Origin of the sequence: Hongsoonwoonella zoysiae (assembly GCF_013266695.1) — a bacterium.
Classification (GTDB): Bacteria; Pseudomonadota; Alphaproteobacteria; order Rhizobiales; family Stappiaceae; genus Hongsoonwoonella; species Hongsoonwoonella zoysiae.
This window is the reverse complement of sequence record NZ_JABRXF010000001.1, coordinates 1-18197: the sequence shown is the minus strand read 5'-3', so window position 1 is coordinate 18197 and position 18197 is coordinate 1. Positions and strand designations below refer to the sequence as shown.

19 protein-coding genes and 1 pseudogene are annotated in these 18197 nt (G+C 59.4%); 16 read left to right on the top strand and 4 right to left on the bottom strand.

Annotation, left to right across the window (positions count from 1 at the left end):
• Positions 1–55: 55 nt before the first annotated feature.
• The 4 genes from HPQ64_RS20775 to HPQ64_RS00085 all read left to right on the top strand — a co-directional run bounded on the left by HPQ64_RS20775 (position 56) and on the right by HPQ64_RS00085 (position 2486).
• A complete protein-coding gene (locus HPQ64_RS20775; protein ID WP_425483783.1) occupies positions 56–349 on the top strand; it encodes a transposase in 294 nt (97 codons plus the stop codon).
• Between the two features lie 214 nt (positions 350–563).
• On the top strand, positions 564–803 hold the full coding sequence (locus HPQ64_RS20770) for a hypothetical protein (protein WP_425483782.1): 240 nt from the start codon (positions 564–566) through the stop codon (positions 801–803).
• Between the two features lie 141 nt (positions 804–944).
• Positions 945–1211 carry an integrase core domain-containing protein gene (locus HPQ64_RS20765; RefSeq protein ID WP_425483781.1) on the top strand — a complete coding sequence of 89 codons (267 nt, stop codon included), beginning with the start codon at positions 945–947 and terminating at the stop codon, positions 1209–1211.
• A gap of 270 nt (positions 1212–1481) precedes the next feature.
• Positions 1482–2486: a LacI family DNA-binding transcriptional regulator gene (locus HPQ64_RS00085; protein WP_172886387.1), complete on the top strand. Its 1005-nt coding sequence runs from the start codon at positions 1482–1484 to the stop codon at positions 2484–2486.
• Between the two features lie 30 nt (positions 2487–2516).
• Here the strand turns inward: HPQ64_RS00085 and HPQ64_RS00080 are convergent, their stop codons facing one another.
• From HPQ64_RS00080 to HPQ64_RS00070, 3 genes are read right to left on the bottom strand one after another with little or no spacing between them, the layout of a single operon-like run.
• A complete protein-coding gene (locus tag HPQ64_RS00080) occupies positions 2517–3674 on the bottom strand; it encodes a Gfo/Idh/MocA family protein (protein ID WP_172886386.1) in 1158 nt (385 codons plus the stop codon).
• Between the two features lie 9 nt (positions 3675–3683).
• Positions 3684–4577 (bottom strand): TIM barrel protein, encoded by an 894-nt coding sequence (locus HPQ64_RS00075; protein ID WP_172886385.1) that lies wholly within the window; start codon positions 4575–4577, stop codon positions 3684–3686.
• A 23-nt stretch (positions 4578–4600) separates the two neighbouring features.
• On the bottom strand, positions 4601–5704 hold the full coding sequence (locus HPQ64_RS00070; RefSeq protein WP_172886384.1) for a Gfo/Idh/MocA family protein: 1104 nt from the start codon (positions 5702–5704) through the stop codon (positions 4601–4603).
• A gap of 143 nt (positions 5705–5847) precedes the next feature.
• Between HPQ64_RS00070 and iolD the strand changes: the two genes are divergently transcribed.
• From iolD to HPQ64_RS00050, 4 genes are read left to right on the top strand one after another with little or no spacing between them, the layout of a single operon-like run.
• Positions 5848–7713: a 3D-(3,5/4)-trihydroxycyclohexane-1,2-dione acylhydrolase (decyclizing) gene (gene iolD, locus HPQ64_RS00065; protein WP_172886383.1), complete on the top strand. Its 1866-nt coding sequence runs from the start codon at positions 5848–5850 to the stop codon at positions 7711–7713.
• Positions 7713–8687, top strand: a complete 975-nt coding sequence (gene iolC, locus HPQ64_RS00060) for a 5-dehydro-2-deoxygluconokinase (RefSeq protein ID WP_172886382.1) — start codon at positions 7713–7715, stop codon at positions 8685–8687. The genes iolD and iolC overlap by 1 nt, the downstream gene beginning before the upstream one ends.
• Positions 8688–8699: 12 nt before the next feature.
• Positions 8700–9542: a 5-deoxy-glucuronate isomerase gene (locus HPQ64_RS00055; RefSeq protein WP_172886381.1), complete on the top strand. Its 843-nt coding sequence runs from the start codon at positions 8700–8702 to the stop codon at positions 9540–9542.
• Complete coding sequence (locus HPQ64_RS00050; RefSeq protein WP_172886380.1) at positions 9539–10378, top strand: class II fructose-bisphosphate aldolase; 840 nt, start codon at positions 9539–9541, stop codon at positions 10376–10378. The genes HPQ64_RS00055 and HPQ64_RS00050 overlap by 4 nt, the downstream gene beginning before the upstream one ends.
• Before the next feature lie 60 nt (positions 10379–10438).
• Here the strand turns inward: HPQ64_RS00050 and HPQ64_RS00045 are convergent, their stop codons facing one another.
• A complete protein-coding gene (locus HPQ64_RS00045) occupies positions 10439–11467 on the bottom strand; it encodes a LacI family DNA-binding transcriptional regulator (RefSeq protein ID WP_172886379.1) in 1029 nt (342 codons plus the stop codon).
• A gap of 153 nt (positions 11468–11620) precedes the next feature.
• Here HPQ64_RS00045 and HPQ64_RS00040 point away from each other — a divergent pair, with 153 nt between their 5' ends.
• The 8 genes and pseudogenes from HPQ64_RS00040 to HPQ64_RS20270 form a co-directional block, all read left to right on the top strand.
• Positions 11621–11818 (top strand): hypothetical protein, encoded by a 198-nt coding sequence (locus tag HPQ64_RS00040; RefSeq protein ID WP_172886378.1) that lies wholly within the window; start codon positions 11621–11623, stop codon positions 11816–11818.
• Between the two features lie 16 nt (positions 11819–11834).
• On the top strand, positions 11835–12977 hold the full coding sequence (locus HPQ64_RS00035; RefSeq protein WP_172886377.1) for a TRAP transporter substrate-binding protein: 1143 nt from the start codon (positions 11835–11837) through the stop codon (positions 12975–12977).
• Positions 12978–13114: 137 nt separating this feature from the next.
• Positions 13115–13621, top strand: coding sequence for a TRAP transporter small permease (locus HPQ64_RS00030; RefSeq protein WP_172886376.1), 507 nt, complete (start codon positions 13115–13117; stop codon positions 13619–13621).
• A gap of 8 nt (positions 13622–13629) precedes the next feature.
• On the top strand, positions 13630–14958 hold the full coding sequence (locus HPQ64_RS00025; RefSeq protein WP_172886375.1) for a TRAP transporter large permease: 1329 nt from the start codon (positions 13630–13632) through the stop codon (positions 14956–14958).
• A 12-nt stretch (positions 14959–14970) separates the two neighbouring features.
• Entirely contained in the window at positions 14971–16278 is a 1308-nt protein-coding gene (gene hisD, locus HPQ64_RS00020; RefSeq protein WP_172886374.1) for a histidinol dehydrogenase, read from the top strand.
• A gap of 9 nt (positions 16279–16287) precedes the next feature.
• Positions 16288–17055, top strand: a complete 768-nt coding sequence (locus tag HPQ64_RS00015) for an SDR family NAD(P)-dependent oxidoreductase (RefSeq protein ID WP_172886373.1) — start codon at positions 16288–16290, stop codon at positions 17053–17055.
• Positions 17052–18050, top strand: a complete 999-nt coding sequence (locus tag HPQ64_RS00010) for a zinc-dependent alcohol dehydrogenase (RefSeq protein WP_172886372.1) — start codon at positions 17052–17054, stop codon at positions 18048–18050. Before HPQ64_RS00015 ends, HPQ64_RS00010 begins: the two co-directional genes overlap by 4 nt.
• A gap of 12 nt (positions 18051–18062) precedes the next feature.
• A pseudogene (locus tag HPQ64_RS20270) lies at positions 18063–18197 on the top strand (flagellar biosynthesis protein FlgA); the annotation flags it as partial.

Sequence of the window (18197 nt, the reverse complement as noted above, 5' to 3'; positions counted from 1 at the left end):
CTAACGTAAGCTACGATTTGTTGTCTGCTGGTCTTCAAGAGCAAGGCGATCGGAGATGTCGAGACGCAAGCAGCATTCGCCGGAATTCAAGGCGAAAGTCGCGCTGGAAGCCTTGAAGGGCGAGGAGACGGTATCGGAACTGGCGAGCCGCTTAGGCGGTCACCCGACCATGAACCATCAATGGAAACGGGCTCTTCTTGAAGGTGCCTCGGATGTGTTTACCCGTGGCGGCAAACCAAATCAGGAGATTGACGAGGACCAAGTGAAAGAGCTCCTTGCCAAGATTGGGGAGCTGGCGGTCGCCAACGATTTTTTGTCCAGCAAGCTCAAGCCTTGGGGCGTGAAGTGAGGCACAGCATGATCGAGCCGGGACATCCTGGGTTGTCGGTCGGCAAACAGTGTTCTCTGCTATCGATCTCGCGGTCGTCTTTCTAATAAACGCCAAAGGGCGAGAGCGCGATGAACTTCACCTTGATGCGCCAGATCGATGAACAGGTCCTGCAGAAGCCGTTCTTCGGTGTCCGGCAGATGATTTTTGGTACCTGCAGAACGAAGGTCATCCGGTGAACGAGAAACGGATCCGGCGGCTGATGCGGCTCATGGGTCTGATGCCGACCGACCAGAAGCCCCATAAAGGCGGGTCGGCCAAGGGGCACAAGATCTGGCCATATCTGTTGAAGGGAATGAGGGTGGAGCGACCGAAGCAGGTTCGGGCGTCCGACATCACGTATTTACCGATGCGCCGTGAGTTCCTCTACCTGGTTGCGATCATGGGCCAGTTCACCCGCAAAGTGTTGACCTGACGCATCTCCAATACGTTGGAGGCCGACTTTTGCGTCGAGGCGTTGAACGAGGCAGTCCACAAATTCGGTGTGCCGGAAATCATGAATACGGACCAAGGATCGCAGTTCACCTCCTTTGTGTGAACGGACCGGCTGCGGCGGATGGGCGTCCGCATCTCGATGGACGGCAAGGGACGGTTCCTCGAAAATAATCTCGTCGTGCGGCTGTGGCGCACGCTCAAACACGAGTGCGTCTACCCCTGCGCTTGGGAAACCGGATCGCAGGCCAGGGCAAGTGTCCGAAAGTGGGTGGATTTTTATGATCGGAAGCGCCCGCACTCTGCCTTTGGCGGAAAACCGCCCACCTTGGTCTATTGGCAGCGCATCGAACAAAACCAACCCGATCAGCAGGTCCAGAGAGTAGCTTAACCCTTCGAAACGAACTGACTTCGAAACGCTCTTCGGTGCGGCAACGCAACCGCGACCAGCATCAACGCATTTGGGCTCGATCACATTCTTTGCCTGGGGGCTTGCTATCTTCGTGCCCAAGGGGCGGTCATGGATCTAAGCTTGTTTCTGGAAGCTATGAGCCGAGACGATTTGCAATCGGTTGCAATATTTGTAGCAAAACTTCATACTGCCGCTCGGTCCGACATGCGATATGACATCAATGACAACAAATCGGACTTGAATTCGCCCATGGCCGTAACCTTGAAGGAAGTTGCCGAGCTTGCCGGTGTTTCACGCTCGGCTGTTTCGCGGACATTTACCGATGGCGCTTCGGTCTCCGACAAGACGCGGCGCAAGGTCGAAAAGGCGGCTGCCGAGCTCGGGTATTTGCCGAATATCCTCGCCCGAGGCCTTACCACCCGACGGACAAAGCTTATCGGACTGGTTTCGAATAATTTCCATAATCCGATTTTTCTGGAGGTCTTCGACCAGTTTACCCGCAAACTACAGGAGCAGGGCTTGCGGCCGCTCCTCGTTAATCTGTCGGAGGAGACGGATCCCGAGGCGTCGGTCAGGATGCTCCGACAATATTCGGTGGATGGTGTCGTCGTGGCCTCGTCCACTCTGCCACCCGGTTTTTCAAGGGCGTTCAAGGATGCTGGCGTGCCCGTCGTGAACAGCTTCGGCCGGTGCTCCACCACCCCTGAATGCCATGTCGTCGGTATCGACAACGTCGAATGCGGCCGGATCGCTGTCTGGGAATTCATCAAGCGCGGGTATGAGCGTATCGCCTTTCTCGGCGGTCCGGAAATGGCGACATCCACGCAAGACCGGCTTCGAGGCTTTGAGGAGGAGGCGGGGCGTCATCCGGATGTCGAGGCAAGTTTCAGCTTTGCGGACGCATATACCTTTGAGGCTGGAAGGAGGGAAATGCGGCGTCTGCTGGAAGCTGGAAATCCGGCGGAAGCTTATTTTTGCGGTGACGATGTCCTGTCGATCGGCGCATTGAGCGCGATAACCGACGCCGGCTTGAAAGTCCCGGAGGATATCGGGCTCCTGGGCCTCAACGACATGGAAATCGCCGGCTGGCAAAACATCAATCTCACGACGATCCGTCAGCCGGTCCAACAGATCATCAACTCGTCTGTCGAACTGCTTGTTTCCACACTGGATGATCCGGCGCGCTATCCGGAAGCGCGGCTGTTCCCGTGTCAGGTCATAGAACGGGGAACGTTGCGGCCGGTGGCCGGATGAACGGGCGCCAGATCCTTGCAGCCGTCTGGTTTACCTGAACATCGGCGGGCGGGCGTCGAGCCATTTGCCATTTGCCTTGCCGGATTCGGCAACCGCAAAAACAGCCGCCATGGAACGCAGGCCGTCTTCAGCCCGTGGATACAGGTCGGCAGCCAGGTCCATCGACCGTCCATCCTTCCTGGCTGTGATAGCTTCGGCAAGATCCTTGTAGATATTGGCGAAAGCCAGCGGCATGCCCTCCGCATGACCGATCGTCACGCGGGATGTCCGGTCCGCTTCCGGCGACAGATTGCTTTCGCCCCGTTCGATCGTCTCAAGACGGCCGTTCAGCGGCATCCAGTGGAGCTGGTTTGGTTGCTCCTGCGACCATCTCAACCCCCCTTTCTCTCCAAAGACCTGGAGGGTCAGCCCATGCTGGCGACCGATGGCAATCGACGATGTCCATAGCCGGCCGACAGCACCGCCGCTCATGCGGAAATTCACCATGGCGTCGTCTTCCAGCTGGCGGCTTTCAATGCAGGAGACGGTATCGGCGGACAATCGCTCCACTTCCTGGCCCGTGACGAACGACGCCATGTGCAAGGCATGAATCCCACAGTCGGCGAATTGGGCGGAAACGCCGGCCTGGGCCGGGTCGTAACGCCAGCGGACCCGTGGATTGTCGGCGGCCTCTGCGTCGGCGTGATGACCATGCGCGAATTCCGCCTTCACAAGCCGGATCTTGCCAAGGTCGCCTCGAGCGACCATCGCCTTCATGTGCCTGACGAGCGAATAGCCAGTATAGCCGTAGTTTACGGCGCAAATATTGCCGGTCTTACGGGCCAGCCTGACTATTTCCTCGCCCTCTTCGACCGTCATGGTCATCGGTTTTTCGCAAAGGACGTTAAAGCCGGCCTCCAGAAATGCTTTGGTAATTTCGAAATGGGTCGCGTTTGGGGTGGCGACCGTAACCAGGTCTATACGGTCGTCTCGTCCCCGCTCGCCTTCCAGCATTTCACGCCAATCGCCGTAGGCGCGGTCCGCGGCAAGCCCAAGCCGCCGTCCGTATTCCCGCCCGGCTTCCGGCCGGTGGTCGAGGGCGCCCGCCGTAAACGCAAAGGCCCCGTCCAGCCCGGCGCCCAATCGATGCGCGGGGCCGATCTGGCTGCCCTCGCCGCCACCGATCATTCCCCAATTCAAGCGTGTCATGCCGTTTCCTCAAATGAAGCCGATGGATTCCAGATAGTCGCGGTTGGTTCGAGCGTCAGCGATCGGGGAGACATCAAGCGTCGGATCGCAATCCTGTTCGACGGTGCACCAACCCTCGTAGCGGTTGTCCAGAAGTATCCGGCGTACCTCGGGAAAATCGACATCCCCCTGGCCGAGATTGCAAAAGATACCCTGTCCGCAGGCATCGTAGAAGCCGGTGCGGTTCTCTATGACGTCTGCCTTCACTCCTGGATCGATATCCTTGAAATGCATGTAGGATATCCGGCCGATATGCCGTTTCATGAATGAGACGGGCTCGAACCCGGCGTAGGAATGGTGGCCGGTATCAAAACAGATTTTGAGATGCTTTTCGTCGACTTCGTCCAGAAGGCGCTCCAGTTCCGGCTCAAAGTCGATGAAACCGGCGGCGTGAGCATGAATGCCGACCGTGAGGCCATATTCTTCCGTGCCGATACGGGCTGCCTCGGCAATCCGGTTGCGGAAGGCGCCCCACTCCTGGCCGTCCATTTGTTCCGCCTCATTCGGGCGCCCGGCGGTTGGGGCGCGGCGCGGAGAAATGGAATCGATCAGCACCATGTGCTGCGCCCCGTGTGCCCAGAGCGCCTTTCCGGTGCGGTGAATGGCATCGAGAACGGTTTCCCAGGAACCGGGGTCATGGAACGGGCGGAAAACGACCCCGCCGATCAGTTGCAATCCATTCCCGGCCAAGGCTTCCGCCAAGATTGTCGGGTCTTCCGGCATGAAGCCGACAGGGCCAAGCTCGATCCCCCCGTAACCGGCCTCGGCGCATTCCTTCAAAACGGCTTCCCATGGCGGATTGCGCGGATCGTCCGCAAACTCAACGCCCCAGGAACAGGGAGCGTTGCCAATCTTTATGCGCATGTCAGTGAACCTTGCAGATCATTTTATGAGGTTGTGATCGTTTGCCAGCTTTTCGTCCTCGACGAAGTCAACGCGGCATGGACGATACGCTTGACTTCGAGCCCATCCCGAAACGTCGGCCAGCGGGATTCGCCGGTGGCAATCGCCTCCAGAAAGTCCCTCGCTTCGATGATGATCTGATCCTGATACCCCGTCCCGTGGCCGGGGCCCTGGCAGAACGGCAGATAATCGGGATGAGCCGGGCCGGTAAGGATTTTGCGGAACCCGCGCTCGGCCTCCGGTCCGTCCCGCAAATAAAGCCAGAGCGCATTTTGGTCTTCCTGATCGAAGCGGATCGCGCCCTTCGTCCCGGAAATCTCATAGGCGTAACCCATCTTCCGGCCGGTTGCGACGCGGCTGAAATACATGTGCCCCATCACACCCCTTTCGAAGCGGACCATCATCTGCGCGTGGTCGTCGTTGGTAACCATCCCGCCGGGCCGGCTTTCATGCACGCATTCGACTTCCGCCATGACGTGGGACACAGGCCCGACAAGGGCAAGGGCCGCGTTGATCATGTGAGGAGCAAGATCTCCCATGGTGCCATTGGCTTCGCCTTGCGTTCGCCATGTGGCGGGGGCTTCGGGGTCGGCATAGAAATCTTCGGTATGCTCACCGCGGAACCAAGTGATCTCGCCAATCGCTCCTTCGGCAACAAGCTTTCGCGCATATTGTGTCGCGGGCGTGCGAACATAGTTGTAGGCGACCATGGTCACGCAGCCGCTTTTTTCGGCGGCGGCGACCATGGCCCTTGAATCCTCAAGGGTCGCGCCCATCGGCTTTTCGCAAAGAACAGGTTTTCCCAACGAAAGCGCTGCCTCAGCGACTTCGCGATGGGTCGATTGCGGTGAGGCGACGACGACCGCCTCGACCTTCGGGTCTTCCACCAGTTCCCGCCAGTGCCGGGCGGCCCGCAGGAAGCCATAGGCATCGCGGTATTTTTCGGCCGAAATCGCGCTGCTTGCGCCCACCATCTCAAGACGCGGCCGTAATCTGGTCTGAAAAACCGCGCCGACTGCGGACATCGCGACCGCGTGTGCCTTGCCCATATAACCGCCGCCCAAGATTCCAATCCCGATTTCCGGCATGTCCCGTCCCTATCTTCGGATCCGGCGACCCGGTTTCGAAAAAGATTTGCAACCGGTTGCAAAATTTGTATCTTGAGATCCGGCGATACGCAAGCGGCAATCGACAGCGCCTGCTATCTGGAAACACGCCTGGGAGAGGTCGCATGGGTACGAAAACGGTCACGCTTACGACCGCTCAGGCGATCGTCCGCTATCTCGCAAACCAGTTTATCGACGTTGAAGGCGAAGTCATTCGCGTGTGCGGCGGCGGGTTCGGTATTTTCGGCCATGGCAATGTTACCTGCCTGGGTGAAGCGCTCCATGACCACCAGAAAGAACTGCCGCTCTACCGTGGGCAGAACGAGCAGAGCATGGGCTTTGCCGCAGCCGCTTACGCCAAACAGTGGTTGCGCCGGCGTTTCATGTTCTGCACCGCGAGCGCGGGGCCGGGCACGACCAATCTCGTCACCTCGGCCGCGCTTGCTCATACCAACCGTTTGCCGATGCTGCTTCTGTGCGGCGATACCTTCCTTACACGCCTGCCCGATCCGGTATTGCAGCAGCTAGAGCACTTCAACAGCCCGGCCCTTGGCGTAAACGATGCCTTCAAGGCCGTCAGCCGTTATTGGGACCGCATCACGCATCCGGCGCAGGTCATACAGTCGCTTTCGGCGGCATTGGCGACGCTCCTTGATCCAGCCGATTGCGGCCCGGCCTTTCTGGGTCTGCCGCAAGATGTGCAGGGCTGGGCGTACGACTATCCGGAGGCTTTTTTCGAAGCCCGGGTCCATCGCATTCGCCGGGTGACGCCTGATGGCGGAGAAGTCGCCGATGCGGCTACGCTGCTGAAAACGGCCAGACGTCCGCTCATCATCGCAGGCGGCGGCGTTCAATACAGCGGGGCTGTCACGGAGCTGACCGGTTTTGCGGAGAAACATCAAATCCCGGTGGCCGAAACGATTGCGGGGCGCGCAAACCTATTGGCCGATCATCCTCTGAATGCCGGTCCAATCGGAGTTACCGGGTCGGACAGCGCCAACAACATCGCCTCGCAAGCAGACGTCATCGTTGCGGTCGGCACGCGGCTGCAGGACTTCACAACCGGGTCGTGGACGGCTTTTGCCGGCGACGCCCGTTTCATTTCCATCAATGCGGCTCGACATGACGCCGGCAAACATCTTTCGCTGCCTGTTGTCGGTGACGCCAGATTGAGCTTGCTCGCCCTTGAAGAGCGGATCGCGGACTATCGAGCGCCGGCGGACTGGGTTCGCAAGGCCGCGGATGAACGCAAAACATGGAACGCCTATGTCGCGAAGAATGTTTCCCATGGCAAACGCCCGAATTCCTACGCCCAGGCGATAGGCGTTGTGAATGCGCTGTGCGACCCGCGCGACCGTGTGGTGACCGCAGCCGGTGGCTTGCCGGCCGAACTGGCTGCGAACTGGCGCACGCTCGATACCGGAACGGTCGATATCGAATTCGGCTTTTCCTGCATGGGATATGAGATCGCCGGTGGCTGGGGCGCCCGCATTGCGCAAAGCGAGCGCGAGGCGAACAAGGATACGATCGTCTTTGTCGGCGACGGGTCCTATCTGCTCATGAATTCCGATATCTATTTTTCGGTTCTGACCGGAAAAAAGCTGATCATCCTTGTGCTGGACAACGGTGGCTTCGCGGTGATCAACAAGCTTCAGAACAACACGGGCAACGAGAGTTTCAACAATCTCATCAAGGATTGCCCAACTGTTTGCGAGGCTTTCGCTGTAGACTTCGAAGCGCATGCCGCGGCAATGGGCGCGCATGCCGAGACGGTTGAAAATCCGGCGGAGCTTGGTGAGGCCTTCAAGCGGGCCAAGGCGGCGGACAGGACCTATGTCATCTGCATGAAGGTGGACCCCTATGAGGGATGGACCGAGCAGGGACATACATGGTGGGAAGTCGGATCGCCGCAAGTCTCTATAAGCGGCAAAGTGCTTGCCGCCCATGAGAAATGGGAATCCTCGCGCACCAGGCAACGTCGGGGGATCTGATGCTTCTTGAAGGAATTTCCCGCAATCATTTCGTCATCATCGGGCGCGCCGGTATCGATTTCTTCACCGATCCGGGTGTGAGGGCGGAGGATGCGGAACGGGTCGGCGTCGGCCTTGGCGGTTCGGCTGCAAATATAGCTGCAGGTATCTGCAAGCTTGGCGGAAAGGCAGCGCTCGTAACCCGCGTGTCAGACGACAGTATCGGCAGCTACTGCATTCGCCAGCTTGAGAAATACGGTGTCGAAACCACGCATGTCAGGCCGGTCGGCGGGGAATATCGAAACTCGCTTGCCTTCTATGAAACGGTAAGCGGGGGCCATCGCAACGTCATCTACAGGAACGGCGCCGCCGACTTCCAGATGGATGAAAACGACGTTTCGGCAGTGGATTACGCCAGCTTCGGTGCCTTGATAACCGCCGGTACCGTCTTCGCCGCCGAGCCTTCCCGTTCGGCCAGCTTCATGGCTTTCGAACGCGCGAAAACCTCAAGCCTGCCGATTATATTCGATGTCGACTACCGGCCTTACTCCTGGCCGTCGGCCGAGATTGCCTCCGATATTCTTTCAAGAGCTGCCGCACTGTCCGACATGATCGTGGGAAACGATGTCGAGTTCGGTTTCATGGCCGGAGATTATGACAAGGGACTTGAAAAAGCCCGGGAACTTGCCCGCACGAGCGCGCAACTGGTGATCTACAAGATGGGCGAAGAGGGCGCTATCACAATCACCCGCGACGAGGAGTTCAAGACGGGCGTCTATCCGGTTACGGCACTGAAACCGGTTGGCGCGGGCGACAGTTTCATGAGCGGCCTGCTGACATCGATCGCCAATGGTTTCAGCCTTGAAGATTCCGTTCTGCACGGTTCCGCCTGCGCGTCCATCGTCGTTTCAAAACCGGGGTGCGCCTCGGCCATGCCTGACCCTTCGGAACTCGAGGAGTTTCTCTCCTCCCATCCCGGTCCCACCTCCGCCTGAAAGGATCGCCCCATGCATATCGCCCCATATGACAACCGGAACAAGCCAATCGTGGACGCTGGCGATCCAACAGTGCCGCTCAACTATTTTAACATCGTCAAGCTGAAGAAGGGCGAGACATTCGAGTACCAGGTGCCTGGATACGAAACCTGCATCGTCCCCGCGACCGGTACCGTTAGTGTCGATGTCGAGGGAGTATCTTTCGACAAGCTCGGCAACCGCGGCGAAGATGTCTGGGATGGGGAGCCGGAAGGCGTCTACGTTCCTGTCGGCGCAAAGGTAAGGATTGTTTGTCAGTCCGAACAATCGGAAATTTTCGTTGCCGGCGCACGCTATGATCGGGCTCTGGAGCCGTTCGATGTGCGCGGGGATGACATCGATCTGGTTCAATACGGCTCCGATGACACGAAGACCCATCGCAAGATCAAGCACATCCTGGGCCAGAAACAACGAGGCAAGGTCGGCCGTCTTCTGGTTAGTGAGCTTTTCACCGTCGGTCAGGGCGGCTGGTCGGGCTTTCCGGCGCACAAGCATGATACCGACCGCCTGCCGCAGGAGACCCGGCACGACGAGACCTACAACTTCCGTTTCCGCCCGAAGCATGGTTCCGGTGTTCAGGTCCTCCAGCGCGAGGATGGTGTGCCGGGCGAAGCGTTCCACATTGTCGACGGTTCCACTTTCGTCATCGACAAGGGCTATCACCCGTGTGCCGTTATGCCTGGTTATGAAATGTACTATTTCACGATCCTCGGCGGGTTGAGCCAGCGCCCGCTCGTGCAGTATTTCCAGCCGACCCATGCATACCAGGTGGAGACGATCCCGGGCATCAAGGACATGGTGGCAAAGTTTAAATGACGCTTGCGACCCTTGCCGAAGTCCTCCAGCCGGCTTTGAAGAACGGCTATGCCGTCGCCGGCCTCGTGGCACTCGGCTGGGAAGATATGCGAGCCTATGTTGCGGCTGCGGAAGGGGAGAATATGCCAGTGGTTCTGCAGGCTGGCCCCTCCTGCAGGAAGCACACGCCTCTGCCGATTGTCGGAAAGATGTTTCGTTATTTGGCAGAGAATTCCAGTGTCCCGGTGGTTGCCCATCTCGATCACGGCTTTTCGCTTGAGGAATGCCGGGAGGCGCTCGACAGCGGGTTCACGTCGCTGATGTACGACGGCTCCCGAAAACCGCTTTCCCAAAACATCGACGAGACGGCGCGTGTCGCGGAGCTTGCGCATTCGGCGCGTATATCCTGTGAGGGGGAGATCGGCTTCGTCGGCTACGCGCAAGGTGTGGCCTCGAAAGGAACCGATCCGGATGAAGCCCGCCGGTTCGCGGCCGAAACCGGCATCGATGCGATGGCGATTTCCGTTGGCAATGTGCATCTTCAGGAAAAGGCGGAAATCGGGTTGGATGAAGCGCGGATCCGTGCAATCGAAGCCCTGACGGATGTGCCCCTTGTCATTCATGGCGGCTCGGGCGTGCCGGTCGATCAGCGCCGGAGGCTGGCGGCAACGTCGAATATCTGCAAATTCAATATCGGCACCGAATTGCGAATGGCATTCGGGTCATCGCTGCGTGAAGCGGTCAATCGGGATCCAGACCGGTTTGACCGTGTGGCGATCCTTTCGGAAACGCACGACGCGATGGTTGCGGCCACCCGGGCAGTGTTGAGGGAATTGGGCAGACCGCCAAGGAACTGAAGGTGGCGGTATTCATGGCGAAGTTTCCGCTTCGTTTGGGGCGCGGTTCAGCCCGCCATATCACGGTGCGGGCCCCAACGATGCCCGTTCGACGATATGCGTATCGAGCGTTACGTGCCTCGGGCTGGCATTGTGTCGCACCTGATCCAGCAAAACCTCCGCCGCCAGACGCCCCATCTTCCGATGGGGGACATGCACCGTTGTCAATGCCGGGCTAATGACCGTAGCGAGTTCGATGTCGTCGAACCCGGTGATCGAGATGTCTCCCGGCACATCCAGCCCCATATCGCGGGCCGCCTGAACCGCGCCTGCCGCTAGCACGTCGTTGCCGCACATAACAAGTGTCGGCCGAGGAGAGCGGCGAACCAGCGTGCCGAAGGCCTCACGAGCGCTGCGAATGGAATATTTCGTTTCCACAACCGGCATGGAAGAGGGGTCAATGCCTCGTTCTTGCAAAGCTTTGCGGGCGCCGATGACACGGTTGCGCGCCCGGTCATTGGTTCTGGTAAAGGCGGACAGAAACGCAATGTCATGATGACCGAGGTCCAACGCCTTTAAGGCAAGTTGGCGTGTTGCCTCCACATTGTCGAATCCGACGCAAGACAGCGTAGCCTCGGTGGTGCACGCCCAGGCAATTACAACAGGAAGGCCCCGCTCCTCGAGGAACTCATGGATGCCGGGGTCGCGGTCGGTGCCGATAAGGAGCAAGGCATCAGCGCCGCGAGATATCAGTGTTTTTATCTGGTTTTCTTCGATTTCCGGATCGTAAGCCGAACTGGCGACCAGCATCGTGGCGCCGTTGTCGACAAGGACTTGTTGAAAGGCCTGCAAGCCGCGCGCGAAAATCGCGTTGTCCATGGTCGGGATCACGGCGCCATAGGTGTTAGTTCTCTTCGCGGCCAGGGCGCGTGCACCGAAATTAGGCGAATACTTGAGCTCGCGTACCGCCTCCATCACGCGCTGTTTCGTGCTCTCGCTCACCCGGTCCGGAGAGTTGAGGCAGCGTGAGACGGTTGCGGTCGAAACGCGTGCCGCCTTGGCGACGTCTTCAAGTGTAGGCAGGTCGTTTTTGGGCGGAGTGACGTCCATGGACGGGTAGGTTCCTCAGATGAACAGTTGAATCATAACCATAATCACTCCCTTGGGAAACCGCGAAAAATAGCCGATGTAAGCTCTTGCATAAAAAAATGTAAGCGCTTACACTAAATTAATGGTGCTGGAGGGCGCCTGTGGGAGGGCTCGATGTTTCTTATTGTGGCTGGCGTCTTTTTCGCCGTCTTCGTCGGGAACGTCTTCTTCGTATCCGTAGGAGGCGCATCGCCCGTGGGCGATGTTGGTGAGCTCATCTTGCTCATGATTGCCGCGGTATCGTTCGTCGTCGCAATTTTGCGCGCTGAAAGCCGCCGCGAGTTCGAACGCGTAAGTTCCAATAATCGCTGACTGGGAGGAAAGCACTATGAATGCAGACGACGGGATTCGCTCGGCGGAACGCCGCAATTTCCTGAAACTGACGAGCGCCGGCGCTTTTACCGCGGCCATGGTCGCAGGAGCAGGCGGACTGCTGTGGTCCGAAGAGGCATCCGCGCAAACCGCGAAGGAAGAAAGGGAGCGTGAGGGCGCGGCCGATCACGTCATGACCATTGCGACGGCTTATGTTCTGGGCGCGTCGCGCAGCTACCCGATCATGCAGCTCGACCTGAAGGAAAACATTCAAAACGCCACGAACGGCAAGGTCTACGTGAAGCTTGCTCCGGGTGGCCAGCTCGGTGCCGGCGGTGCGCTGGTGCAAAAGGTTCAAGGTGGCACGATACAGGCCGCGCAGCATTCGATCTCGAATTTCGCGCCGTTCGCACCTGCTGCCGACCTTATCAACCTTCCGTACTTTTGCGGCTCAAACCAGCGTTTCGTGAACCTCGTGAATTCGGACGCCTGGCGTTCTCAAGTGCATCCGAAGGTTGAGGAAAAAGGTTTCAAGCCGCTCTTCTACGTCGTTATCGACCCGCGCGTGGTCGCGGTACGCAAGGGTGGAAACGTCGTTATGACCCCGGGCGACCTGTCTGGCGTCAAATTCCGCGTTCCAGGCTCGGAAATGCTGCAGCAGTATTATCGCCTTGTAGGTGCCAATCCCACGCCGGTTGCCTGGGGTGAAACGCCCTCGGCGATCAAGCAGGGCGTTGCGGATGCGCTCGATCCGTCGGTCGGTGCACTTTATGTGTTCGGCTTCAAGGATATCCTGAGCCACGTGACCTTTACGCAGGCCGTGCCTGACAGCCAGATCTACTCCTGCAATCTGGAATGGTTCAACAGCCTGCCCGCCGACGTGCAGGAGGGGATCGAATTCGCCTCCGAGATCACGGCCCAGCAAAACCTGGCTAAGGTTCCTGCCGCACGGAACTATGCGATGGCGGAGCTTCGCAAGGCTGGAGTGGAATTCCACTCTCTCAATGACGATCAGCTTGCCGAGTGGCAGGAGGCGGGCGGTTACCAGCGTAGCGAATGGGACCAGTTCAAGACGGATCTGGCCGGTTCGGCGGACGCCTTCTCCAAACTGGAAGACGCGGCAAACACGCAAGGCCGATATTACGTCCACGACGCTTGACAATCGCATCCACCGCCGGCGCCCGGATGAGGGGCCGGCGGCTCCCATGACGCTCGGCAACATGTGTCCGCATACCGCGCACGCTTTTTTGGTGCCGGCGGGCGGCTCGCCTTTACCAGGACAAGACGGTGCGACCGATGCTCAAATTGCTCAACGAGAATTTGGAAAGGTGGGCCCTTCTCGGGTTCTACGTGATGCTCGTTCTCACGATGGCCATAGAGGTCGTCCGGCGCGAAGTGTTTGCATACTCATCGATCTGGGGTGAGGAAATCGTCCGCTATTCGTTCATATATCTGGCCTGGATCGGGGCGGCGTCAGCTGTGCGCGAGCGCGCGCACATCCGCATCGATGTTCTTCTGCACTACCTGGGGCCGCGCGCGAAGGCGCTGATCTACATGCTGGGCGACATCGTCATGTTCGCCGTGGCGCTGGTGGCCCTCTACTGGTCGTTCGAGACGGTTCTCGTTTCGTGGAAGTACGGATCGGTCACGGATGGCCTGCGCATTTCCAAGGTCTGGTTTCTGATGGCCGTTCCCGTCGGCTTCTTGCTGATGGTTATCCGGCTCATTCAGTCCTTCGCCCATGATTTTCACGCGCTTCGAACCGGCGAGCCGGTATTCGAAGGCAACCAGTTGTTCGATTGAGGCGCACCATGCTCTGGCAACAGCAATTGAACGCTGTCGAACTGGGTTGGGATTTCTATCTCCCGGTTGCGATTTTCATAATCATGTGCGTCCTCGCCATTCCGGTGTGGGCGGCAATCGGCTCGGCCGCCATCGCCATGCTGCTGCTATCCGGCGCTTTACCGTTGTCGCTGGTGGGCGAATCCTTGTTCGACGGGATCGACGCTTTCGCTCTGACCGCCATTCCCCTCTTCATCCTGACGGGCGACGTTCTGGTCCGCACCGGCCTCAGCCGCAAGTTTCTGGATGTCGCGGAGGCGTTGACGTGTTGGACAAAAGGCGGTTTCGGATCGGCGACCGTGCTTGTGTGTGGCATGTTCTCGGCCATTTCCGGTTCGGATGCGGCGGGAGCCGCCGCCGTCGGGCGCATGACGATCGATCGTCTTGTCGAAAGCGGCTATCCGCGCCCCTATGCCTGTGCGCTCGTCGCCGCCGGCGCTTGTACCGGCATCCTTATTCCACCGTCGATCGCCTATATCATTCTGGGCCTCGTCCTGGGGATCTCCGCCTCGACGCTCTTTCTGGCGGCTCTCATTCCGGGGCTGGCAATCCTGCTGTCGATCCTCATCACCAACATCATCGTCAACCGGATTTATTCCTACGAGGGTGGAAAACCCATGAGCTTCGGCGAGTGGGCGGCCAATCTCGGGCGTACGCTGAAGCATGGCTGGTATGCCTTCCTCGTTCCCGGGATCATCTTCTACGGCATCTTCTCCGGGAGGCTGACACCGACGGAGGCGGGCGCCACCGCCGTTGTGGTGACGATCATACTAGGCTTCGTATTGCGCACGCTGACGCTCGCCGACTTTCCGTCGATGCTGGTAAGCTCGGCCAAGGTGAACGGCGTAATCCTGCCGATCATCGCCTTTTCCCTGCCGCTTGCCCAAGCGCTCGCGATCCTGGGCGTACCACAGGGTTTCGTTGCTGCGGCGACTAGCGTTTCGGAAAACCCGGCCATCCTCATCCTGATGATGATCGTCATTCTCATCGCGGCCGGCTGCGTCATGGAAACCACGCCGAACATCGTCATCCTCGCGCCAATACTCAAGCCGCTCGCCGACGACATCGGCATGAACGAGATCCAGTTCTGCATCATGATGGTCACGACGCTCGGCGTCGGTTTCATAACGCCGCCTCTCGGTCTCAACCTCTTCGTGGTTTCAGGCATCACGGGTGAATCGATCCTGAAGATCGCAGCTCGCGCCGTGCCCTTTGTTTTCTTCATGCTGATCGTGGTGTTGTTCATCGCCTTCGTCCCGGCGATTTCGACAACGCTGCTGCCGGAAATCTACCAGTAGGAGCTGTGCACAATGCCCCTTAAGTATCTCAAAAAAGCCGATCTCACATCGGCGAGCGACGCTACCGACGTCCATGACACGGTTCAGAAAATCCTCAACGATATCGAGGCGCGCGGCGACGTTGCGGCAATGGAATATGCGTCGAAGTTCGACAAGTATTCCGGCAATATCATCCTGACCCGCGAGGAAATCGACGCGGTTGCGGCGCTTGTACCGGAAAAGCTCAAGCGGGATATCCAGTTCGCCCATGACAATGTGCGCCGCTTTGCGGAGGCGCAGAAGGCGACCTTGAAAGATATCGAAATCGAGGTCATCCCGGGGCTGGTCGCGGGCCAGAAGAGCATCCCGGTGCGTGCCGCCGGTTGCTATATTCCCGGTGGCCGCTATAGCCATATCGCGTCCGCGATCATGACGGTAACAACCGCGAAAGTCGCGGGGTGCGGCGGCATCGTGGCCTGTTCGCCGCCACGCCCGGATGTGGGGATCGCACCGGCGATCATTTACGCCGCGGATCTTTGCGGCGCGGACACCATCCTCGCGATGGGCGGTGTGCAGGGCGTGGCCTCCATGGCCTTCGGGCTCTTCGGCCTTCCCAAGGCGAACATTCTGGTCGGGCCGGGCAACCAGTTCGTTGCTGAAGCCAAGCGCATCCTGTTCGGCCGTGTCGGCATCGATATGTTCGCCGGCCCGACCGACAGCCTGATCCTGGCCGACAAGACAGCGGATGCCGAGATCGTCGCCGCCGACCTCGTCGGACAGGCCGAACACGGCTACAATTCTCCCGTCTGGCTGGTGACGGATGATGAACAGCTGGCGAAGCGCGTAATGGATATCGTGCCCGGTCTGATAGCGGACCTGCCGGAGCTGAACAGCAAGAACGCGGAAGCCGCGTGGCGCGATTATGCGGAAGTCATTGTCTGTGACAACCGGGAGGAAATGGCGCAGACCGCCGATGATTACGCACCCGAACATCTGACGGTGCAGGCTGAAGACCTCGATTGGTGGCTGGACCGGCTGCAGTGTTACGGTTCGCTCTTCCTCGGCGAGGAAACGACCGTCGCGTTTGGCGACAAGGCATCCGGCACCAATCACGTGCTGCCGACATCCGGCGCCGCGAATTACACTGGCGGCCTTTCGGTTCACAAGTACATGAAGATCGTCACCTGGCAACGCGCCACTCGTGATGGCGCCAGGCCGGTTGCCGAGGCGACCGCCCGTATTTCCCGCCTGGAAGGCATGGAGGGGCATGCGCGCACGGCCGACATCCGTCTGAAGAAGTATTTCCCGAATGATACCTTCGATCTTTCGCCCGGCGAATGAGGTCTCGAAATGATCGAGCGATCTCCGCAATCCCTTGTTGATCTGCGCGGAAAGATAGCCTGCGTCACGGGCGCCAGTTCTGGCCTGGGCCGGCGTGCGGCGGATGTTCTGCTCAGCGCGGGTGCGAGCGTCGTCGGGATTGCCCGGCGCGCCGACGCGCTCGAATCCTGGGCTTCAGGCGCCGGGGAGGCGGCGGGGTTCGTTGTTGGTGATCTTGCCAGGCGAAACGATCTCGCCGAAATCGCAAAGAGGGCGGCGGCAGCCTTCGGCGCGCCGGATATCCTTGTCAACGCGGCGGGCATCAATACTCGCGAGGCGGCGGATGAGGTGACCCCGCAGGGCTGGGACACCACGCTGGATCTCAACCTTGCCGCGCCGTTCTTCCTGGCACAGGCCATGGTCCCCGCCATGCGGGAAAAGGGTTGGGGCAGGATCGTGAACTTCGCCTCGCTGCAAAGTTACAGGGCTTTTCCGGGCGGGCTGTCCTATGGCGCATCGAAAGGCGGCATAACGCAGCTTACGCGCGCCATGGCACAGGCGTGGTCGGGCGGCGGCATTACCGCGAACGCCATTGCTCCGGGCTTTTTTCGTACGGAGCTGACCGCCGCGGTTTTCGCGGATCCCGACCGCGCGGCCCGTAACGCCGCGCAGACGTGTATCGGCAGGAATGGCGAACCGTCCGATATCGACGGGCCGATACTTTTCTTCTGCTCAGACGCATCCGGATATGTCACCGGGCAGACCTTGATGGTCGATGGAGGGTTCACGGCGAAATGAAAGCGCTCGTCTATACCGGTCCGAAATCGCTGGAATTCCGCGATGTGCCCGAACCGGCCGCTCAGGCCGGCGCCGTTCTGGTACGGGTAGAAAGTGTCGGCATCTGCGGCTCGGACATGCATGCCTATCTCGGACATGACGAGCGCCGCCCCGCACCGCTGATCCTCGGGCATGAAGCGGCGGGTACAGTGATGTCGGGGCCGGACGAAGGCCGAAGAGTTACGATCAACCCGCTGGTGACTTGTATGAAGTGCGCCGCTTGCAAGTCGGGCCGCGAAAATCTTTGTGCTAGTCGTCAGATTATCTCCATGCCGCCTCGCGAGGGTGCATTCGCCCAATATGTCGTCATGCCGAAGCGTAATCTGGTTACGGTGCCGGATGGTATTTCCTTCGACAAGGCGGCTCTCGCGGAGCCGATCTCCTGCGGCTGGCACGCTGCCAGAATGGCTGAGCGCGCGCTTGTCCCGCCACTTTCCGCCGCTGCCGCGTTGATCATTGGCGGCGGGGCGATCGGCGTCGGCGCGGCGCTATCGTTAAAAGCGCTTGGGGTGGACGACGTAACCGTTGTGGAGCCGAATGCGCTACGGCGCAGGTTCCTTATCGAGAAAATCGGGCTGAACGCCTGCGACCGGGACACGTTGGCGAGTGACCGGACGTTTGAACTGGTGATCGATGCGGTGGGCATGTCAGGCAGCCGTGCCGAGGCGTCGGAACGCGCAAATCCGGGCGGCGTCATCGTTCACATCGGGCTGGGAGAGGCGGCCGGCGGGTTGAATGTTCGCAGGATGACGCTTCAGGAAATCACGTTTATCGGCACCTACACCTATACGATGAAGGACTTCCGCGACACGGCGGCGGCAATTTTCGACGGTCGGCTTGGCGCCCTCGACTGGACAGAGCAACGCAAATTGCAGGATGGGTCGAAGGCCTTTTCCGATCTTCTCTCCGGCGCGGTGAATTCGCCGAAGATCATTCTCCGACCACATCAGGACTGAAAGGAAATCCGGATGGCTGAAAATCCCCATCTGCTTGTTCACGAAGCTGCCGACAATGTCGGCGTTGTTGTGGTTGAAGGTCTGAAGGCTGGCACGAAGATGCTTTGCTGCATCACGCACGACAACTCGACGTTCGAGCTGACATCG

Coding starts and splice junctions, on each gene's coding strand:
- HPQ64_RS20775 (WP_425483783.1), top strand. CDS start 56: ATGTCGAGACGCAAGCAGCATTCGCCGGAATTCAAGGCGAAAGTCGCG.
- HPQ64_RS20765 (WP_425483781.1), top strand. CDS start 945: ATGGGCGTCCGCATCTCGATGGACGGCAAGGGACGGTTCCTCGAAAAT.
- HPQ64_RS00085 (WP_172886387.1), top strand. CDS start 1,482: ATGGCCGTAACCTTGAAGGAAGTTGCCGAGCTTGCCGGTGTTTCACGC.
- HPQ64_RS00080 (WP_172886386.1), bottom strand. CDS start 3,674: ATGACACGCTTGAATTGGGGAATGATCGGTGGCGGCGAGGGCAGCCAG.
- HPQ64_RS00075 (WP_172886385.1), bottom strand. CDS start 4,577: ATGCGCATAAAGATTGGCAACGCTCCCTGTTCCTGGGGCGTTGAGTTT.
- HPQ64_RS00070 (WP_172886384.1), bottom strand. CDS start 5,704: ATGCCGGAAATCGGGATTGGAATCTTGGGCGGCGGTTATATGGGCAAG.
- iolD (WP_172886383.1), top strand. CDS start 5,848: ATGGGTACGAAAACGGTCACGCTTACGACCGCTCAGGCGATCGTCCGC.
- iolC (WP_172886382.1), top strand. CDS start 7,713: ATGCTTCTTGAAGGAATTTCCCGCAATCATTTCGTCATCATCGGGCGC.
- HPQ64_RS00055 (WP_172886381.1), top strand. CDS start 8,700: ATGCATATCGCCCCATATGACAACCGGAACAAGCCAATCGTGGACGCT.
- HPQ64_RS00050 (WP_172886380.1), top strand. CDS start 9,539: ATGACGCTTGCGACCCTTGCCGAAGTCCTCCAGCCGGCTTTGAAGAAC.
- HPQ64_RS00045 (WP_172886379.1), bottom strand. CDS start 11,467: ATGGACGTCACTCCGCCCAAAAACGACCTGCCTACACTTGAAGACGTC.
- HPQ64_RS00040 (WP_172886378.1), top strand. CDS start 11,621: ATGTTTCTTATTGTGGCTGGCGTCTTTTTCGCCGTCTTCGTCGGGAAC.
- HPQ64_RS00035 (WP_172886377.1), top strand. CDS start 11,835: ATGAATGCAGACGACGGGATTCGCTCGGCGGAACGCCGCAATTTCCTG.
- HPQ64_RS00030 (WP_172886376.1), top strand. CDS start 13,115: ATGCTCAAATTGCTCAACGAGAATTTGGAAAGGTGGGCCCTTCTCGGG.
- HPQ64_RS00025 (WP_172886375.1), top strand. CDS start 13,630: ATGCTCTGGCAACAGCAATTGAACGCTGTCGAACTGGGTTGGGATTTC.
- hisD (WP_172886374.1), top strand. CDS start 14,971: ATGCCCCTTAAGTATCTCAAAAAAGCCGATCTCACATCGGCGAGCGAC.
- HPQ64_RS00015 (WP_172886373.1), top strand. CDS start 16,288: ATGATCGAGCGATCTCCGCAATCCCTTGTTGATCTGCGCGGAAAGATA.
- HPQ64_RS00010 (WP_172886372.1), top strand. CDS start 17,052: ATGAAAGCGCTCGTCTATACCGGTCCGAAATCGCTGGAATTCCGCGAT.